Source organism: Streptomyces sp. MI02-7b (genome assembly GCF_033793585.1).
GTDB lineage: Bacteria > Actinomycetota > Actinomycetes > Streptomycetales > Streptomycetaceae > Actinacidiphila.
The window spans coordinates 236,253-253,600 of record NZ_JARAWX010000012.1 but is presented as its reverse complement, the minus strand read 5'-3'; the positions used below and the strand labels follow the sequence as shown (position 1 = coordinate 253,600).

The window sequence follows — 17,348 nt, the reverse complement described above, 5'->3', positions numbered from 1 at the left end:
CACGCGAGCACGCGCGAGCAGTGGGAGTGTCCGTAGCGATGACAGAACAGCAGCGCCTGACGCACGTCGACGACGCGGGCGCGGCCCGTATGGTCGACGTCTCCGCGAAGGACGTCACCACCCGCACGGCACGCGCCACCGGGCGGGTCCGGGTCTCGCCGCGCGTCATCGAACTGCTGCGGGGCGAGGGCGTCCCCAAGGGCGACGCCCTCGCCACCGCGCGCATCGCCGGCATCATGGGCGCCAAGCGCACCCCCGACCTGATCCCGCTCTGCCACCCGCTGGCGGTCTCCGGGGTGAAGGTGGACCTCGCCGTGGGCGACTCCTCCGTCGACATCACCGCCACCGTGCGGACCACCGACCGCACGGGCGTCGAGATGGAGGCCCTGACCGCGGTCAGCGTCGCCGCGCTCACCGTGGTCGACATGGTCAAGGCCGTGGACAAGGGCGCGGTCATCACGGACGTACGGGTCGAGGAGAAGACCGGCGGCAAGTCCGGGGACTGGAGCCGTAGCTCGTGAAGGCGCTCGCGATCACCGCGTCCAACCGCGCCGCCGCCGGGGTCTACGAGGACCGGGGCGGCCCTCTCGTCGTCGCCGGGCTCGCGGAACTGGGCTTCACCGTGGACGGCCCGCGCGTCGTCCCGGACGGCGAGCCCGTCGGGCACGCCCTGCGGCAGGCGGTGGCGGAGGGCTACGACGTCGTCGTCACCACCGGCGGCACCGGCGTCTCGCCCACCGACCGCACCCCCGAGGTGACCCGCGACGTGCTGGACTACGAGATCCCCGGCGTCGCCGAGGCCATCCGCGCCGCCGGCCGGGAGAAGGTGCCCACGGCGGCGCTCTCCCGTGGCGTGTGCGGCGTGGCCGGGCGCACCCTGGTGGTGAACCTTCCCGGATCCACCGGCGGTGTCAAGGACGGGCTGGCCGTGCTGGCCCCCTTGCTGGTGCACGCCGTCGACCAGCTCCGCGGCGGCGACCACCCTATGTCTGGGAGACCGAGCTGAACGTGTCCTGGCCGGCCGAGCTGGCGGACGGGGACGTCCTCCTCCGCCCGATAAAGATGCGCGACCAGCGTGCCTGGCGCGAGGTCAACCGCCGCAACCGCGACTGGCTGCGGCCGTGGGAGGCCACCGTGCCGCCCGCCCCGCCCGGCCACCTCGCCCTGCGGCCCACCTACCGGCAGATGGTCCGGCACCTGCGCCACGAGGCCGCCTCCGGCCGCATGATGCCGTTCGTCATCGAGTACCAGGGACGGCTGGCCGGGCAGATCACCGTGGCCGGCATCACCTGGGGCTCCATGTGCAGCGCCCACATCGGCTACTGGGTCGACGAGGCGGTCGCCGGGCGCGGCGTGATGCCGACCGCCGTCGCCCTCGCGGTGGACCACTGCTTCCGCGCGGTCGGCCTGCACCGCATCGAGGTGTGCATCCGGCCGGAGAACCGGCCGAGCCGGCGCGTGGTGGAGAAACTCGGCTTCCGCGACGAAGGACTGCGCCCCCGCTATCTGCATATCGACGGGGCGTGGCGCGATCATCTGGTGTTCGCGCTGACGGCGGAGGAGGTGCCGGAGGGAATGCTGCACCGCTGGCATCAGGCGCGACCCGGCACAGCTCACAAATAAAATATCTGTTCGAAATACGTCGCCGATCCGACTCTCGCACGAACGCAATCAGAAAAAAATTTCGGCGTATCAGCCAGATCGTGCGACACACCGCGCCAAATTGCGTATCCCCCGTCGCGAACCCCCCTACCGTGTGATGCGTGAGCAGCAGCGGCCTCATCTACGCAGTCATCGTCGGGGCCTGGGCTGCCTACTTGGTGCCGATGTGGCTCCGTAGGCAGGACGAGCTCAACGAAGCGCGCCCGACGGAACGCTTCAGCACCGCCATCCGGCTGCTGTCCGGACGCGCGGCGCTGGAGCGCAGGTACGCCAAAACGGCGGACCCGGACGAGGAGACCGAGGGAGACCCCGCGGTCGACGTCCGGGACCTTGCCGTGCCCGCGCCCGAGGTGCCGGCCCAGCCCAAGCCTCTGCAGGCCAAGCCGCAGGCGCAGGCCGGGGCGCAGTCCAAGACCAAGAAGCCCAATCCGCGGGCCAAGGTGCTCGCCGCGCGCCGCCGCACCACCACGCTGCTCTTCCTCGGCTTCACCTTCGGCATGATCGTGGCCGCCGTCGGCGGTGTCGCCTTCCTGTGGGCCCCGGGCATCCCCGCGGTGCTGCTCACGATCTACATCGCCCACCTGCGGGCGCAGGAGCGCCGCCGCTTCGAGGTCAAGCTCGACCAGCGCCGCGCCGCGGAGGCCGCCAAGCGTCTCCGTGACGCCCGCACGGTCCGTGAGCACGCCCCCGAGGCCCCCGACGTGGCCGAGCCCGCGCCGCTGCCCCCGCCCGAGGAGCCGGCCACGGCCGACCGCCGCGCCCTCGTGGAGCAGACCGACCACGCCGAGTGGGTCGACCAGCAGCGGACCCCCACCGAGGACACCTGGGAAGTCCCGGCTCCCCGCCCCACCTTCTCCACGGCCCCCGTCACCCCCCGCCGCACCCGCGACCGCAGCCGCACCCCCCTCTTCGACCAGCACTCCGACCGCGACCGCCCCCGCGCCGCCAACGAGTGACCCGCCGGGGGTGAGCGGAGCACCCCCGCCGGGATGCTAGAGTTTTCCTCGTTGCAAGGGCCTGTGGCGCAGTCCGGTAGCGCACCTCGTTCGCATCGAGGGGGTCAGGGGTTCGAATCCCCTCAGGTCCACAACAACGGGCTACTCCCGACTCAGGTCGGGAACGGTTCACGAGATCCCATCCAGGTTGGTTGTCTGGGTGGGATCTTCTGTATTCCGGGCCGGGTACGGCGAGGATTCCGCTTCGGGAAGCCCGTCCGAACTGCGGCTTCGGCACCGGTACGGCTATCACTCACCTTAACCACTGAATGTGCACACCCGGCTACTCGGGGCGACTCTTGGTTGTGGGCTCGCCGCTGTCCGTGACAGCTCCTACGTCTTTGGGCACTGGTCGCGAGCGCTCTGGCCTTGGCCTCGAACGCCGTGACAAGTGTGGCGCATGCGGAAGGTGGCACCACGCCACGGGGTACGGAGCTTCGTGCCTACAACGGTTCCTTCTGCCCGTGCCGCTTCTTCCCGTACCCACCTGGCTACTGCCTGGGTCGTCCGGGCCGCCCCGGTCCTCCAGGCCCGCCTGGGCCGCCCGGTCCGGTCGGGCCGCAGGGTCCTGCCGGCCCTGCGGGCCCTCTGGGGCCACAGGGTGACACCGGAGCCGACGGTCCGCCGGGGCAGCCGGGCCCTCTTGGGCCGCAGGGGCCTGCGGGGCCGCAGGGCGAAACCGGCGTGCAGGGGCCTGCTGGCCCTGGTGGTCCTGCGGGGCCGGCTGGTCCGTCGGGCGTCGCCAACGCCCGTGTGGTCGTCGGGGCGCCCGCCGTCTTCGCATTCGTCAGTTGCCCGTCGGGGCAGGTCGCGCTGGGCGGTGGGGGCGTACCGTCCGGCACGGGGGCGCACAACCCGCTGACGACGTCTGTACCCACGACCAACGGAAGCGGGTCGAACGCCGGTGATCTGGCCAACGGCTGGTTTGCGACCGCCGGCGTGGGTGGCGGCAACTACCAGGCGTACGTGATCTGCGCTCCCACGACGTAGCGCGTATCGGCTTCGCTGATCGGCCGAGCGACCGCCGTGGGCCCCAATATCCCGGGCTCCACGGCGGCTTCGTCACCGTTGACGACTGCCTGCGTCAGCGAGATGACTTCTCGGGTCGGGTGAGGATCAGCGCGACCAGGGCCAGGCCGACGAGGCCGACGATGATCTGCGTGCCGATGAAGCCCGGTACCGAGCCGGGGGCGATGCCCGCGAAGGTATCGGAGAAGGCCCGACCGATGGTGACCGCGGGGTTCGCGAAGGAGGTCGAGGAGGTGAACCAGTAGGCGGCACCGATGTAACGACGCGACGGCGACCGGCGCGAAATGCAGCCGCTGCGTGCGGGCCGGCCCGAAGATCAGCAGCACCAGGCCCGCTGTGGCGACGACCTCGCCGAGCAGCAGATGCCCTGCCGAACGGTCGTGCGTGGACCACTTCACCAGCGGCTCACCGAGTATGGCGTCCGCCGGCACCGCGCCGGTGGTCGCCCCGACGATCTGGGCCGGTAGGTAGGAAATGGCTTCGCTGGTGTCGACCCCGTCCCCATCCCCGCCCTCGCGGCGGGAGGTCCACCACTCGGCGAGGGTGACAACCGGGTGAAGGGTGAGGTCTCCGGCTCGGGTTGCAACGCCGAGCGGCACCGGGCTTCCAAGCCCGGTGCCGCTCGTTCCCGTTACCAGCCCGGTTCGCCGTTCCACGGCGTGCCGGCAGGTTCCTCGAGCAGGTCCGAGGTCTCGCCGCTGCGGAGGTAGCGGACGTCGGTGGAGCGTGTGGAGGCCTGTGCTTCCCTCAACCATGTGTCGGCCAGGTCGGTTGCGAGGGGAGTTGAGGGATCCGGCAGGTGCACGGGCGCAGGCTGGGGTCGCGTTCCGGCCCCGGGCACGGAGAGGCTGCCGTATCTCTCCATGCGCTGCCAGCGCAGCCTCGATCCGGCGACCGCGGTCACCACCGACTGGATGACCACGAGGTACATCAACTGCCGGTACACGAATTGCTGTAGGGGCAGGCTCCACAGCGGTCCGGCAGGTTCGCCGTCGAGCCGGAAGGCGTAGACGCCCATGGCGGCCTGGAGCGCGAGGAAGCCCAGCCAGAGCGCCAGGATCCGGACCGGGTCGAGGAAGACCAGGCCGTACACGGCCAAGATGTCGACGACCGGGGCCAACAGCGGTAGCAGGACCTGGAAGAGCAGCAGGTAGACCAGTCCCCGGCGGCCCAGCTTGCCCGCCGCGCCGCTCTGCAGCAGGGCGCCGCGGTGCTTCCACATGGCCTGCAGGGTGCCGTAGCACCAGCGGTAGCGCTGCCGCCACAGCGTGCCGAGCGAGGCAGGCGCCTCGGTCCAGGCGACCGCGTCCTCCTGGTAGACCACCCGCCAGCCGTCCCGGCACAGCGCCATGGTCAGGTCGGTGTCCTCGGCGAGGGTGGCGTCGCTGACCCCGCCGACGCGCAACAGGGCGCCGCGGCGGAACGCGCCAACGGCCCCGGGGACTGTGGGCATGCATTCGGCCAGGTCGAACAGGCGGCGATCCAGGTTGAACCCGACGACGTACTCGATGTGCTGCCAGCGGCCCAGGAGGCCGCCGCGGTTGATGACCTTGGCGTTGCCGGAGACCGCTCCGACGCGGTGGTCGGCGAACGGCTGCACGAGCGCGCGGACGGCGTCGGGTTCGAACACGGTGTCGCCGTCGACCATCACGAGCAGATCGTGGGAGGCCGCTGCGATCCCGGTGTTGAGCGCGGCGGGCTTACCCGCGTTGGGCTGCCGGAAGACGCGGACGGACGGGAGGCCGAGGGAGTCGACGAGGTCGGCGGTGCCGTCGGTGGAGCCGTCGTCGACCACGATGATCTCGACGGGGTGGTCGGAGGCAAGCAGCGAGCGAACGGCGGCCTCGATACCGGCACTTTCGTTGTACGCCGGGACGATGACGCTGACCGGTTCGGTGACCGGCGGCCCCCATGTGGTGCGGCGCATCCGGACGTGCCGTCGGGCGGCCACCAGTACGGCGGCGGCCCGCAGGACGGCGAGCGCACCGGCCGCGTAGAGCAGCCAGCCGAGGATCCGCAGGGCCCACGCGGTGCTGTCCAGGGCCGCGATGAGGCCGAGGCCCAGCCAGTGGTCCTTGGTGGCGGCGGGTGTCACGGCCTGTGGGACGCCCACGGCCTCGCCGACCGTCGTGACGGTGAATCCCCGGGCGCTCAGCTGCGGCAGCAGCCGGTCGAGGGCGGCCACGGTCTGGGAGCGGTCGCCGCCCGCGTCGTGCATGAGCAGGATCTGGCCGGCGTTGCCGCGCGGAGTGGCGTTCGCCACGATGCGGTCGGTGCCGGGGCGCTGCCAGTCCTCGCTGTCCTGGGTGCTCAGGACGGTCAGGTAGCCGGCCTGCCCGGCCGCGCGGATCGCGTCCCAGTCCTGGTTGTCCAGGGCGTCGTTGCCGGAGGAGTAGGGCGGGCGCAGCAGCGAGCTGGTCCGACCGGTTGCTCCGGCAAAAGCCAGCTGGGCCTCGCGCAGTTCCAGGCGGCGCTGCCAGTCGGGGATCTTCCCGAGGTCGGCGTGAGTGAAGGTGTGGATGCCGATCTGGTGGCCCTCGGCGAGGATCCGCCGCACCAGTTCGGGATGCGCCGCGACCTGGGTGCCGACGACGAAGAACGTGGCGTGGACGTGGTGGCGTCGCAGCACGTCCAGGATCCTCGGCGTCCAGGTCGGATCGGGCCCGTCGTCGAAGGTGAGCGCGATGGTGTGCGGCCGGGGACGGGCGGTACGTGCCGGCACGGCCGAGCTGTCGATCACCGGGCCGCCCCCGGCGACAGCGGTGGGAACCCGGTCGGCGGGGCCGCCGCCCGCGACGGCCGCGTCCTCACTGATCCCGAACATGTGCTGGGTGTAGCCCTGGATGAGCAGTGCTGAGCAGAGCGTGAGGACCAGGGTGGTCAGCAGCAGCCAGTGGGTACGGACGGGGACGTTGCGCCCTGTGCTCCGGAGTCCGCGGCGTCTTCGGGAGCGGGCGGTACCGGGGGCGTGCGTCATCGGAGTGCTTCCTGCGCGGCGGAATCGGCTGCCGGGGTCATCCGCGGCCGTGACCGGTGTGGACGGGTACGGGATGCGTCGTCGCCTTGCTCTTGCCGTGGGTCACCGTGGGGGCGGGACTGGAACCGGTGGCGGACCCGCTCGGCGAGGGGGCCGGGCTCGGAGTTCCGGCCGCACCGGCCGCACTGGCCGCACCGGCCGTGCCGGTCGCACCGGTCGCGGGGGTGACGGCGGATCCGCCGCGCGAGCGGGTTCCGGCCGGGCGGCCCGTGCCGGAGGACGGCATCGGCTGAGCCGTGGTCGTAGGTGTTGGCTTGCCCCAGGCGGAACCGCCGGTGCCGGGACCGGACACGGCGGGGGGTCGGTCGCCGGCCTCGGGCAGGGGGAGGTACGGGGAGGACACCGTCGGCCCGCCGAGGGCCGCGCTCAGCAGCAGCGCGACGTATCCGACAGCCGGGACGGCAAGGAACCAGCCGGTGCGTCGCACCCACAGCTGCCGCCGTCCCGAGGCGTCGACGAATACGGGTCGGGCTGCGGCATGCCGACGTACGACGCGTCCCTGGGGATCGTCGGCCGCCGTGTCGGTACCGGAGGTGGTGTGCACAGCCGCGCACCATACAAGCCACGGTGGCCGGTTGGCGACGCGAAGGATATATCGGATATGCCCCGGTCTGAAAGCCGACTTTCGTCTGGGCCGCGCTCGGTGTAACACTTTCGCGAAGCGCTGCGCCTTCCGTAGGAGCCGCGCCGTCCGCGCGGACGGTTGCGATGAGCGGAGCGGCACGATGGAGCACGGCGTGAGAAAGCCACCGGTGATATCCGGCCCCCGTCTCGCTGCGGACATCGTGGCCATGGTGCGGGAGGGGGCCGGAATCCGGCTCGACTACTCGCCGGCGAGCCTGACCCTCGTCGATCGCGTCATCGACGGCATCCGGCACGAGGGACCGCCCGCCGAGGCGGTCAGCCGCACGCTCCTCGGCTTCGGCGCCTACACCGGCGAGGTGCTGGTGCGCGGGTCGGGAGCGGCCTGGGTGGACTTCGACGCGGAGCAGCGCGGTACATTCGGGCAGTCGTTCGGGATCCGTACGCCCGACGGGCGGGTCTGGAACCCGCTCGGAAAAGCTCTCAAGAGGTACGAGAACGGAGCGGCGGACAGTTTGCGCCTCTTCTATTTCTCCGTGGTGGGCCAGGCCCGGAGGTGACGCCGGACGGACCCCAGGGCAGAGGCCGGCCGGGTCCTGAGGCGAGACAGAGACGTAGCGCGGTGTCGGCGAGCACGAAGAGGGCGTAGTGGGCAAGGCGGAGGTCCGTCCGCGCAAGCGGATGGACGACGGGGAACTGGGCGACGCCGTCCAGCGGGCCCGGAGCGGGGACGAGTCGGCGTTCGGTGTCCTGTACCGGGAGGTCCATCCGCTGCTCCTGGGCTATCTGCGAGGCCTGGTCGGCGACGAAGCCGATGACGTCGCCTCGGAGACGTGGCACGACATCATCCGCGATCTGCGCGGCTTCCGCGGCGACGGAGTGGCCTTCCGGGGATGGGCGGCCACGATCGCCCGGCATCGCGCGCTGGACCACTTGCGCAGGATCAAGGCCAGGCCGCGAACCACCGCACTGGACGAGAGCACCGCCGAGCCGGTGGCGGGCCAGGATTCGGAGCGTGCCGCGCTGGAGAACCTCTCCACCGAACGTGCCTTGGCCCTCATCGCCGCCCTGCCCCAGGACCAAGCCGAGGCCGTACTGCTGCGGGTGGTTCTCGGGCTCAACGCGCCCACCGCAGCGAAGGTACTGGGCAAGCGGCCGGGTGCGGTACGGATCGCCGCCCACCGAGGTCTCAAGCGCCTGTCGGACCGCCTGAGCGGCGCCAGGGAGAAATGACGGATGAACGACAGCCGAGAGCACGAGGAATGGATGGACGCGGCCCTCGTCGAGCGACTGCTCGACGGGGCCGACGTCGCGCAGTCCGACGACCGGGTGGTCGCTCTGGTACGCGTCCTCACAGCGGCGGCCGGACCGGCACCGGGCAACCCGGAACACGAGCGGGCGGCGCTGGCGGCTTTCCGTGAGGCCCGGGACGCCTACCGAGAGGGTGCGCTGCGTACGGCCTCCTGGCGCACCCGGCCCTCCTGGCGCGGTCGCCGGAGCGGGCAGAAGACCAGCAGGCAACGACGTGCCAAGGCGGTGATCGGCGGCGCCGCCGCGGTCTTCGTCCTCGGCGGGGTGGCGATCGCCGCGCAGACCGGCACGCTGCCGGGCCCCCTCCACCCGGGCCCCGGCACTCCCACGCGGGTACCTTCCGCCACCTCGTCCGGAGCCGGTACTGCCACCGCGCACCCCCGCGCGACCTCCGGCCCCGACCCGGCCACGGCCTTGCCCCGCACATCCCGGCGGACATCGCCGGCCACCACGCACCCGGGGGCCGCTCCCGGCACACCTCCGGCCGCGGCACTGAAGGGGCTGTGCGAGTCGTACGCCAAGGCGGCAGACCATGGCAAGTCGCAGGAGTCCTCCTCCAAGGCGCGGCTCGAGTGGGCGGCGGGCGGCAAGGGAGAAGTCGCCGCCTACTGTGCCCGGCTGACCGGCACTGCCGCGGGCAACGGCGGCGGAACCACCCACGCTGCCCCGCCGTCGCACCCCGCCGGCCCGAAGACGCCGCCGCCCGGCGGGCCGAAGTGACCGATCGCAGATGCCACGGTCGGAGGGTGTTCCGCGCTCCTCAATCACGCAGACAGCGAGGCCTTCCGTGTCCCGGACGGCTCGGCGAACACCACGCCGGCAGAGCTGATCTCATGCCAATGCCCTGTGGAACGCCGTTTGATCGTCCGGGATCACGACCACGAGCGTCTGCCCTGGCGCGGAGTGCAGCGAGACGAACTCGTTGCGGAAACGCATGCCGCCGAAAGCCGGATGGTGCAGGACCTTGTGGTCGAGGTTCCACTCGGACACGGTGATGGCGGACCACAGGCTGCTGAAGAGTTCGCTGCGTCCGCTGAGATCGTCGACGATCTCCGCGAGTCGCGGGTGCCCGGGGTGGCGTCCCGCGTCCAAGCGCAACATACCCACCATCTCGGAGGCCGCCTGCTGCCAGCTGTCTTGGTAGCGTTCCCGGGCCGTGGGGGAGAGGAACATCCAGCGCAGGCCGTTGCGCTCCGCGGCCGGCAGGCGGTTGAAGTCGGCGAACAGGAAGGCCCCGGCCCGGTTGACGGAGACGACGTCGATGAAGGGGCCGAAGAGGATCGCGGGCGTGTCGCCCAGCAGGTCCATGAAGCGCTGCGCTCCGGGGCCCACGACGCGTGAGGCGCTGCGGTCCGTGCGGGCGATGGGGGCAGGCACGCCGGCCAGGGTGCACAGGTGCGCGTGCTCCTCGGGGCTCAGGCGCAGCGCCTGGGAGAGTGCGCCGAGCACCGAGGGCGACGCCGTGGGCTGACGCCCTTGTTCGAGGCGCGTGTAGTAGTCAGGACTGACACGCGCGAGTTGGGCGACCTCCTCGCGCCGCAGGCCGGGGACCCGTCGGCCGTCCTGGTGGGGCAGGCCCACATCTGCGGGTTCCACCTTGCCGCGGCGATCGCGCAGGAACGCTGCGAGGGCGTGGTTTCGGTTCATGGCATTGCTTTCACAGGGGGAGGGCTTGATGAGGGGCCGGGCGCAAGGGCGCCGGGTGGCCCTGCCGTACCCAGGTACCGCAGGGCTGGCCAGGCTGTGGAAGCCGGGCGGTCGCGCTTGCTGGACTGTGCTGCACAGGTAAGGACGACTGCGGAACGGAGTGTCGGTGATGCGGCAGAGATCGGTCGGAGGAAGGGGACTTGGGTGTTCGGCCCTGGGACTGGGGTGCATGGGCCTGACCGGGGCCTACGGGGCGGTGGATGCCGAGCAGGCCATATCGACCGTCCGCGCGGCGATGGACGCGGGTATCACCCTGTTCGACACCGCCGACGTCTACGGACCCCACTTGGGCGAGGAACTGCTCGGCAGAGCCCTGGGCGTCCGGCGCGCGGAGGTAGTGGTAGCCAGCAAGTTCGGCGGAGCCGAGTTGGGCGACGACGGAGAGCCCCTGGGCGGACCCAATGGCAGGGCCGACTATGTGCGGCGGAGTGTCGACCGCGCCCTGCGCAGGCTCGGCACCGATTACATCGATCTCTACTACCAGCATCGCGTCGATCCTCGGGTTCCGGTGGAGGAGACGTTCGGTGCCCTGGGTGAGCTGGTGGCCCAGGGGAAGCTACGGTACCTGGGCATCTGCGAGGCAGCGCCCGAGACCATTCGACGGGCCCATGCTGCGGCCCCGCTTTCGGCGGTCCAGACCGAGTACTCCCTGTTCAGCAGGCAAGTCGAGGAGAACGGGGTCCTCAGCGTCGCGCGTGAGCTGGGTATCGGGTTCGTGGCGTCCTCGCCCCTGGGCCGCGGGTTCCTCGCCGGGGCGGTCCGATCGAGGGAGGACATCGCGGAGACCGATCTCAGGACCGGCTTCCCCCGCTTCCAGGGCGAGGCGATCCGCGGCAACCTCGGAGTCCTGCGGGCGGTCGAGGAGTTCGCCGAAGAGCGCGGCGTCACGCCGGCCGAGGCGTCACTGGCCTGGGTGCTGGCCGCCGGCGAGGACATCGTCGCCATCCCTGGCACCCGCTACCGCTCTCATCTCGATGAGAACGTCCGGGCTGCCGCACAGGACTGGAACGCCGGCCTGCGCGACGCCCTCACGGCGCTGGTGCCCGCGCACAGTGTGGTGGGCGACCGCCGGTCACCGGCGGACACGGCCATCGAGGTGTGACTGACGGTGTCCGGCGGTGTGTTCTCCTTTTTTGCGCCCACCTCATCGCCTCTTCAGACAGCCATCTCCTCGCGGATCAGGCGGGCCAGTTCCGCCGGGTGCGAGAGGAACGGCGAGTGGCCGCTGTCCATCGGACGCACCCGGTCGGCCTGCCGGGCCATGGAGTGCTGGAACGCGGCGGGAATCGCGCGATCCTGCTCGCAGACGATGTAGGAGCTCGGTACGTCGTGCCAGATGGCCCGGGTGAGAGGCTGGGTGACCGAGGCGAGGGACTGCAGGCGCAGAGAAGCCGCGACGGACTCGGCCAGTTGCGGGTCGACGCCGTTGTACAGCACGTCCACCGGATCGGACACGCCGAAGTGGCCCGGGCGGTCGCCCTCGTCTTCATGGACGTCCCAGTACGGGGGATGGACGCCTCCGGTCGGGGTCAGCACCGTGTCACCCACGTCCTGCATCATCGCCGCCAGGTAGATCACCCGCACGATGCCGGGCCCCGCCTGCGTCTGCGACACGGGCGCTCCCCCGTAGGAATGGCCGAGGACCACCGCCGGTCCTCCGACTTCCCCCAGGACGGCTTCGATGCGTTCCGCATCCGCGTACAGGTCCCCGAGGAGTGCGGGGTCCTCCCCGGTACTGGGCAGGCGGACGGTCCTCACGTCCACATCGGGGAGACACGAGGCAAGGAGCTGCCAAGCGGGGGAGTCGTGCCAGGCGCCGTGGACGAGGAGCAGAGCCGGAAGTGACATGAGAGAGCTTTCGGGTAGGCGGAGAGATCGGACGCGCCGAGCCGATCCCGGGGCGGCCGGGGCGGACGCACGGGCGGGGCTTCGTCAGGGGGCGCAGGTGGAGGCCCACAGGATCTGCCTCAGCGCTGCCGCGGACACCGGAGCGGCCGGCTGCCGGCGGACGTCGTCCGCACCACCCGCGCCGTAGGGGAGGTGGCAGGCCGGCATTCCCGGCTGGAAGCGCCATCCTTCGCTGAGCGGACCCACGTCGACTGCGTCGAAGCCCAGACGTCCGAGCAGCCACGTGACGTCCGCCTTGGCCGACTCGTCGTCCCCGGCGAGGGGGAGGGCAGTTCTGCTGTCCGCTGCCTGCGGCCGGGCGAGGTCCCTGAAGTGCTTGTAGTCGATGTTGTTGATCGCCTTGACGACGTTGGCCTCCCGGAAATGCCGCTGGATGATTTCACTGCTCGTCGTGGAGGGACCCTCGGTCCCGGTGCCGCCTGTCAGGTGACGCGTATACAGGTTCGTCATGTCGATGACCGGCTTCCCGGATCCCAGGTCCCCCCGAAGCAACCGGTGTTCCTCGAAGGGCATCAGCAGGGTCAGCCAGTCCCCCTGCTCCGCGGCTTCCTCGGGAGTGACGATCCGGAGGCGACCAGGAAAGCTCTGCTCCAGATCCGAGAACGGTTCGTGATCACCCACGACGCTGTAGGCCACATCGATTCCGGCGGCTGCCACCATCTCCAGCAGCGTGCGCTCACCGACGTGGCCGCACCCGACATACCCGAATATTCGCTTGCCGTCTTTCATCAGGGAGGGTTCTTTCGTCTGTCGCGGGCCTGGCCGCTCGCCACGTATCACTCGCACAAGCCGGAGAGTGCAGCGCGGAGCCGGGGTGGGAGCGCCGCCACGTCGATGTATTGCGGGGAATCCCGGAGCTGCCCGCAATGGGAATACGAACGTCCGTATGCTACCTCCGGGCCAGGGGGCGGCAAAAAACTTTCACTGAATGAAAGCCCGGCTCGGCACCGCCAGTCGTGGCCCGCGGGTGCGGAACCCCGTCGGTCGTGATGACGGCGGCCCGCTCCCGTGTACGGCAGAGGGTGATTTCGCGGCAGCGCTCCGGCGCTCTGCTTATGTCAGCCCTACTGCGGTGCGGCTAGGGTCCGTTCGCTGTCGAGCGGGATATCCTCAGAAGGAAAGAAACCTCATGAGCGCCGAAGAAGAAGTGACGCCTGAGCGCAGGACGGCGCAGAGCGTGGACCCTGAGGGCCCCGGCAAGGCGCCTGGTGCGAGGCGCCGTTGGTGGCAGGAGCTACCCGTACTGGTCGTCGTTGCCCTCCTTCTCTCGTTCCTCATCAAGACGTTTTTTGTGCAAGCCTTCTCGATCCCTTCCGATTCGATGCAGAATACGCTGCAGAGAGGCGATCGGGTCCTGGTGGACAAGTTCACGCCGTGGTTCGGAGCAACACCGCAGCGCGGCGAGGTGGTGGTCTTCCGCGATCCCGGTGGTTGGCTGGACGAAGGAGTTCCGAAGGAGAGCAATGTCGTCCTGCGAGGGCTGCGGAAGGGATTGACCTTCATCGGTCTCATGCCGTCGGTCGAAGAAAAAGATCTGATCAAGCGGGTGATCGCGGTCGGCGGTGACACCGTGGAGTGCAATCGGGGGGAACCGCTCAAAGTCAACGGAATCCCGCTGAACGAGCCGTACATCTATCCGGGTTCCACCCCATGTGACGACAATCCCGTCGGTACGATCAAGGTGCCCAAGGACCACCTGTGGGTGATGGGGGACCATCGCGACGACTCCTGGGATTCCCGCGCTCACGTCAACGGTCCCACCGGCGGGTTCGTCCCCGTGAAGAATGTGGTCGGCCGTGCTTTCACCGTGGCTTGGCCGATCCCCCGGTGGGCAACGCTGCCGGTGCCCGCGACTTTTCATCGCGATTTCTGATCGCCGCTGCGCGCACCTGTCGGTGCGTGGAGGTCCGTGAAGCGGGTGTGCGCGACCGCGCACCGGTGGCCGGTGACGTCCCGTCATGGGCGGGGGCGTCGGGGTACTGCCAAGAGGATGGCGCCGTGGCGGGGCAACGGGGCGTGGTCGGCTTCCGGGCTCCGTTCCGGCCTCGGGCGGCGTCTTCGGTGCCGTTCGGGGCCGGGTCGCGCGGGAGCGGGTTCAGTGGTCGTCGGCGAGGGTCCGCATGAGGGTGTCCAGGGTGGCCTCCAGGACGGCCCGGGCCTCCGCGCCTGGGGGGAGCGCACGGGCCACGGTGACCGCGCCGACGATGGAGGCGATCATGGTCCAGGCCTGCTTGGCCTGTTCTTCCGGCGTGCCGTGCATGGCGGGAGCCAGGATGGCGACCAGGTCGGCCATGTGGCTGCGGTAGGTCTCGCGGACGGAGTCGCCGGCCCGTGCGACGTCGGCGCTCAGGGACGGCATCACACAGCCGGTGGCGGGATCGGTGCGGTGCTCGTCGCTGAGGTAGAGGTGGAGTACGCCGGCGAGCCGGCGGCGTCGTTCGGCGGGGTCGGGGTCGGCGATGCCGGCGAACTGCAGGCCCAGTTCGGCGGCGACGACCTCTTCGAGCAGTCCTTCCTTGCCCGCGAAGTTGGAGTAGATGGCCCCCGAGGTGACGTTGGCCGCGGCGGCCAGTGTGTCGACCCCGACGGCGTGGAAGCCCTTCTCCTTCAGCGTGCCGGAGGCCTCCCGCAGGATGGCCGCCTTGGCGTGCGCCTTGTGGTCTTTGGAGTACCTCATACCGGTTCCCTTCGGCTCCCGCCGTGTGCGGCTCGCTCTTCCCCATGTATAGGGTAGCGATCGTTATATAACGAGCGCTATCCTATGGATGCCCGGCAGCCCCGCTGGCACCGATGACGAGGGAAGGGCCCCGCCATGTCCGCAGTAACCGCAACTTCTGCTCCGACCAGGACCGTTGATGTCGCAGGGACCCCGTTCGCCTACCGGGAGGTGGGCACGGACGAGGGCGTGCCGCTGGTCCTCCTGCACCACGTGACCGCGGTGCTGGACGACTGGGACCCCGCCGTCGTCGACGGCCTGGCAACCGAGCGGCGCGTCATCCTGGTCGACCTGCGCGGGGTCGGCCGCTCCGGCGGGACCACCCCCGACACCTTCGAGGCGATGGCCGACGACACCGTCGCCTTCCTGGACGCCCTCGGCCTGGAGGCGGTCGACCTGTTCGGCTACTCCCTGGGCGGCATCGTCGCCCAGGTCGTCGCCCAGCAGTACCCCGACCGCGTCCGCCGGATCATCCTGGCCGCCACCGCGCCCGCCGGCGCCCCAGGCCCGGCTGCCACCGGCGCCACCGTCCAGGCGGCCATCCAGAAGGCCACCGAGCAGGGCAAGCACCCCAAGCACTTCCTGTTCTTCGAGCCGTCGACGGCCGGCCAGGCAGCCGCGGACGCCTTCCTCGCCCGCCTGGACCAGCGCACCGCCGACGACCGCGACACCCCGATCTCCAACGAGGCCATCGGCGCCCAGCTCACCGCGCTCACCACGTGGGAGCAGAACACCTCGCCGGCCGGCCTGGCAGCGGTGAAGCACCCCGCGCTCGTCGTCAACGGCGACAACGACACGATGTGGCCCACGGCGTCCGGCACCCTCCGCCTCGCCCAGCTGCTCCCCGACGCCAAGCTCGCCGTCTACCCCGACTCCGGCCACGGCGGCATCTTCCAGTACCACGAGGTGTTCGTGCGGCAGGCCCTGGACTTCCTCCGCAACTGACCCCGTACCGGGGCTGCCCTCGTCCCTCTTCGCGGTCGCCGCCGGGCTCCGGCCCCCGGCGGGGAACGACCCGTCAGGCGCGCCCACCGCGGGCGCGGGACCGCGCCAAAGGGGAGGGTCTGCGCATGCCACGAAGGGAAGCGGTCCCAGCCTGCGCGGGAAGGGGATTCCGCACGGCGGACATGGGCTCAGGTCGGCCCGGCCCGCCCGTGAACGGCGCACGACAACGGTCCGTTCGCGATGTGCGTACGACTGCGCGGCCTCCGCGAAGGCCCCGCTGCCGCTGGACACCCGCCCGCGGCGCCGCTCCGGTCGGCGCGGGCGTCCGGCGCCGACCGCCGCACACGGGTCGCGCCTCGGTGTCAGAACGCGTACGTGGGCGCGGAGACGCGGACCGCCCGCTCGGGCAGACGGACGCCGCAGTCGAGCCGCACCCCCGCCGGAAGCTCGTTGTGCGGTCCGACGTGGGCGTGGTCGCCGATTACCGCGTCGACGACGCTGGTGCCCTCGCCGACCACCGCATCGCGTCCCACGACCGACCGCCGGACCAGTGCCGTGCCATGGATGTGCGCCCCGGGCAGGACGACGCTGCCCTCGATGACGGCCCCGGCGTCCACCACGGCGCCCTCGCACACCGTCGTGCCTGCCGAGAGCACCGCCAGCGGGTCGACTCGCGCCCCCGGCAGGACGAGTGCGTCGCCCGGCGGGCCGGGCAGCGCGGGTGAGTCCACGTGCCCGCGGACCAGGTCGGCAGACCCGGTGACGAAGGCCGACGGCGTCCCGAGGTCCAGCCAGTACGTGCGGTCGACGACCCCGCGCACGTGGGCGCCGGTCTCCAGCAGACCGGGAAACGTCTCACGTTCGACGGACACGACCCGGCCCTCGGGGATGCCGTCGATGACCGAGCGCGTGAAGACGTAGCAGCCCGCGTTGATCTGGTCGGTGACGATGTCCTCCGGCCGTTCCGGCTTCTCCAGGAACGCCTCGACCCGGCCGTGGGCGTCGGTGGTGACCAGCCCGTACGCCCGCGGGTCCGCGACCCGGGTCAGGTGCAGGGTCACGTCCGCGCCGGACGCGCGGTGGCCGTCCCTGAGGGCCGCGATGTCCAGGCCGCCGAGGATGTCGCCGTTGAAGACCAGCACCGGTTCGCCGGGCGCGCAGGTCAGGTGGCGCGCCGCGTTGCGGATCGCACCGCCGGTGCCCAGGGGCTCGGTCTCGGTGACGTAGACCAGCTCCAGGCCCAGCCCGGAACCGTCGCCGTACTCCCGCTCGAAGAGCTCGGCCAGGTAGGACGTGGCGAAGACGACCCGGGTCACCCCCGCCGCCGCGGCGCGGGCCAGCTGATGGGTCAGCAACGGTACCCCGGCGACGAGCAGCAGCGGTTTGGGGGTGTAGGTGCAGAGCGGGTGCAGCCGGGTGCCCTTGCCGCCGACGAGGAGGATGGCTTCGCTCACGG

Annotated in this window: 17 protein-coding genes, 1 tRNA gene and 1 pseudogene; 11 read left to right on the top strand and 8 right to left on the bottom strand. The window is 71.0% G+C overall.

The window, feature by feature from the left end:
- Positions 1-38: 38 nt before the first annotated feature.
- The 5 genes from moaC (at position 39) to PV364_RS21675 (ending at position 2,749) form a co-directional block, all read left to right on the top strand.
- Positions 39-521 (top strand): cyclic pyranopterin monophosphate synthase MoaC, encoded by a 483-nt coding sequence (gene moaC / locus PV364_RS21695; protein WP_319661794.1) that lies wholly within the window; start codon positions 39-41, stop codon positions 519-521.
- Positions 518-1,006, top strand: a complete 489-nt coding sequence (locus PV364_RS21690) for a molybdenum cofactor synthesis domain-containing protein (RefSeq protein ID WP_319661793.1) — start codon at positions 518-520, stop codon at positions 1,004-1,006. The genes moaC and PV364_RS21690 overlap by 4 nt, the downstream gene beginning before the upstream one ends.
- Positions 1,003-1,623, top strand: coding sequence for a GNAT family protein (locus PV364_RS21685; protein WP_319661820.1), 621 nt, complete (start codon positions 1,003-1,005; stop codon positions 1,621-1,623). Before PV364_RS21690 ends, PV364_RS21685 begins: the two co-directional genes overlap by 4 nt.
- Before the next feature lie 140 nt (positions 1,624-1,763).
- Positions 1,764-2,618 carry a hypothetical protein gene (locus PV364_RS21680; protein WP_319661792.1) on the top strand — a complete coding sequence of 285 codons (855 nt, stop codon included), beginning with the start codon at positions 1,764-1,766 and terminating at the stop codon, positions 2,616-2,618.
- Positions 2,619-2,675: 57 nt separating this feature from the next.
- Positions 2,676-2,749: transfer RNA gene (locus tag PV364_RS21675), tRNA-Ala, on the top strand.
- A 992-nt stretch (positions 2,750-3,741) separates the two neighbouring features.
- Here the strand turns inward: PV364_RS21675 and PV364_RS21670 are convergent.
- From PV364_RS21670 to PV364_RS21660, 3 genes and pseudogenes are all read right to left on the bottom strand, one after another.
- Positions 3,742-4,243 (bottom strand): annotated as a pseudogene (locus PV364_RS21670) (aquaporin family protein); the annotation flags it as partial.
- Positions 4,244-4,317: 74 nt separating this feature from the next.
- Positions 4,318-6,663, bottom strand: a complete 2,346-nt coding sequence (locus tag PV364_RS21665; protein ID WP_319661791.1) for a bifunctional polysaccharide deacetylase/glycosyltransferase family 2 protein — start codon at positions 6,661-6,663, stop codon at positions 4,318-4,320.
- A 37-nt stretch (positions 6,664-6,700) separates the two neighbouring features.
- Positions 6,701-7,267: a hypothetical protein gene (locus PV364_RS21660; RefSeq protein ID WP_319661789.1), complete on the bottom strand. Its 567-nt coding sequence runs from the start codon at positions 7,265-7,267 to the stop codon at positions 6,701-6,703.
- Positions 7,268-7,460: 193 nt separating this feature from the next.
- Here PV364_RS21660 and PV364_RS21655 point away from each other — a divergent pair, with 193 nt between their 5' ends.
- From PV364_RS21655 to PV364_RS21645, 3 genes are all read left to right on the top strand, one after another.
- Entirely contained in the window at positions 7,461-7,865 is a 405-nt protein-coding gene (locus tag PV364_RS21655) for a hypothetical protein (protein WP_319661788.1), read from the top strand.
- 121 nt (positions 7,866-7,986) lie between these two features.
- Positions 7,987-8,538: an RNA polymerase sigma factor gene (locus tag PV364_RS21650; RefSeq protein WP_319661819.1), complete on the top strand. Its 552-nt coding sequence runs from the start codon at positions 7,987-7,989 to the stop codon at positions 8,536-8,538.
- Between the two features lie 3 nt (positions 8,539-8,541).
- On the top strand, positions 8,542-9,336 hold the full coding sequence (locus tag PV364_RS21645) for a hypothetical protein (protein ID WP_319661787.1): 795 nt from the start codon (positions 8,542-8,544) through the stop codon (positions 9,334-9,336).
- A 111-nt stretch (positions 9,337-9,447) separates the two neighbouring features.
- Here PV364_RS21645 and PV364_RS21640 read toward each other — a convergent pair whose 3' ends face one another.
- Complete coding sequence (locus PV364_RS21640; RefSeq protein ID WP_319661786.1) at positions 9,448-10,263, bottom strand: helix-turn-helix transcriptional regulator; 816 nt, start codon at positions 10,261-10,263, stop codon at positions 9,448-9,450.
- Between the two features lie 169 nt (positions 10,264-10,432).
- On the opposite strand from PV364_RS21640, the gene PV364_RS21635 reads away from it, so the two are divergent.
- Positions 10,433-11,425, top strand: coding sequence for an aldo/keto reductase (locus PV364_RS21635; RefSeq protein ID WP_319661785.1), 993 nt, complete (start codon positions 10,433-10,435; stop codon positions 11,423-11,425).
- A gap of 53 nt (positions 11,426-11,478) precedes the next feature.
- On the opposite strand, the gene PV364_RS21630 is transcribed toward PV364_RS21635, so the two are convergent.
- Positions 11,479-12,171: an alpha/beta hydrolase gene (locus PV364_RS21630; protein WP_319661784.1), complete on the bottom strand. Its 693-nt coding sequence runs from the start codon at positions 12,169-12,171 to the stop codon at positions 11,479-11,481.
- 84 nt (positions 12,172-12,255) lie between these two features.
- Positions 12,256-12,960 carry an NADPH-dependent F420 reductase gene (locus PV364_RS21625; RefSeq protein ID WP_319661783.1) on the bottom strand — a complete coding sequence of 235 codons (705 nt, stop codon included), beginning with the start codon at positions 12,958-12,960 and terminating at the stop codon, positions 12,256-12,258.
- Between the two features lie 400 nt (positions 12,961-13,360).
- Between PV364_RS21625 and lepB the strand changes: the two genes are divergently transcribed.
- Positions 13,361-14,104 carry a signal peptidase I gene (lepB, locus tag PV364_RS21620; RefSeq protein WP_319661782.1) on the top strand — a complete coding sequence of 248 codons (744 nt, stop codon included), beginning with the start codon at positions 13,361-13,363 and terminating at the stop codon, positions 14,102-14,104.
- Positions 14,105-14,326: 222 nt separating this feature from the next.
- Here lepB and PV364_RS21615 read toward each other — a convergent pair whose 3' ends face one another.
- Positions 14,327-14,908, bottom strand: coding sequence for a TetR/AcrR family transcriptional regulator (locus PV364_RS21615; RefSeq protein ID WP_319661781.1), 582 nt, complete (start codon positions 14,906-14,908; stop codon positions 14,327-14,329).
- Between the two features lie 135 nt (positions 14,909-15,043).
- Between PV364_RS21615 and PV364_RS21610 the strand changes: the two genes are divergently transcribed.
- Positions 15,044-15,892 carry an alpha/beta hydrolase gene (locus tag PV364_RS21610; protein WP_319661780.1) on the top strand — a complete coding sequence of 283 codons (849 nt, stop codon included), beginning with the start codon at positions 15,044-15,046 and terminating at the stop codon, positions 15,890-15,892.
- Positions 15,893-16,254: 362 nt separating this feature from the next.
- Here the strand turns inward: PV364_RS21610 and PV364_RS21605 are convergent, their stop codons facing one another.
- Entirely contained in the window at positions 16,255-17,346 is a 1,092-nt protein-coding gene (locus PV364_RS21605) for an NDP-sugar synthase (RefSeq protein WP_319661779.1), read from the bottom strand.
- Positions 17,347-17,348: the final 2 nt, after the last annotated feature.

Coding starts and splice junctions, on each gene's coding strand:
- moaC (WP_319661794.1), top strand. CDS start 39: ATGACAGAACAGCAGCGCCTGACGCACGTCGACGACGCGGGCGCGGCC.
- PV364_RS21665 (WP_319661791.1), bottom strand. CDS start 6,663: ATGACGCACGCCCCCGGTACCGCCCGCTCCCGAAGACGCCGCGGACTC.
- PV364_RS21650 (WP_319661819.1), top strand. CDS start 7,987: ATGGACGACGGGGAACTGGGCGACGCCGTCCAGCGGGCCCGGAGCGGG.
- PV364_RS21645 (WP_319661787.1), top strand. CDS start 8,542: ATGAACGACAGCCGAGAGCACGAGGAATGGATGGACGCGGCCCTCGTC.
- PV364_RS21640 (WP_319661786.1), bottom strand. CDS start 10,263: ATGAACCGAAACCACGCCCTCGCAGCGTTCCTGCGCGATCGCCGCGGC.
- PV364_RS21635 (WP_319661785.1), top strand. CDS start 10,433: ATGCGGCAGAGATCGGTCGGAGGAAGGGGACTTGGGTGTTCGGCCCTG.
- PV364_RS21630 (WP_319661784.1), bottom strand. CDS start 12,171: ATGTCACTTCCGGCTCTGCTCCTCGTCCACGGCGCCTGGCACGACTCC.
- PV364_RS21625 (WP_319661783.1), bottom strand. CDS start 12,960: ATGAAAGACGGCAAGCGAATATTCGGGTATGTCGGGTGCGGCCACGTC.
- lepB (WP_319661782.1), top strand. CDS start 13,361: ATGAGCGCCGAAGAAGAAGTGACGCCTGAGCGCAGGACGGCGCAGAGC.
- PV364_RS21615 (WP_319661781.1), bottom strand. CDS start 14,908: ATGAGGTACTCCAAAGACCACAAGGCGCACGCCAAGGCGGCCATCCTG.
- PV364_RS21610 (WP_319661780.1), top strand. CDS start 15,044: ATGTCCGCAGTAACCGCAACTTCTGCTCCGACCAGGACCGTTGATGTC.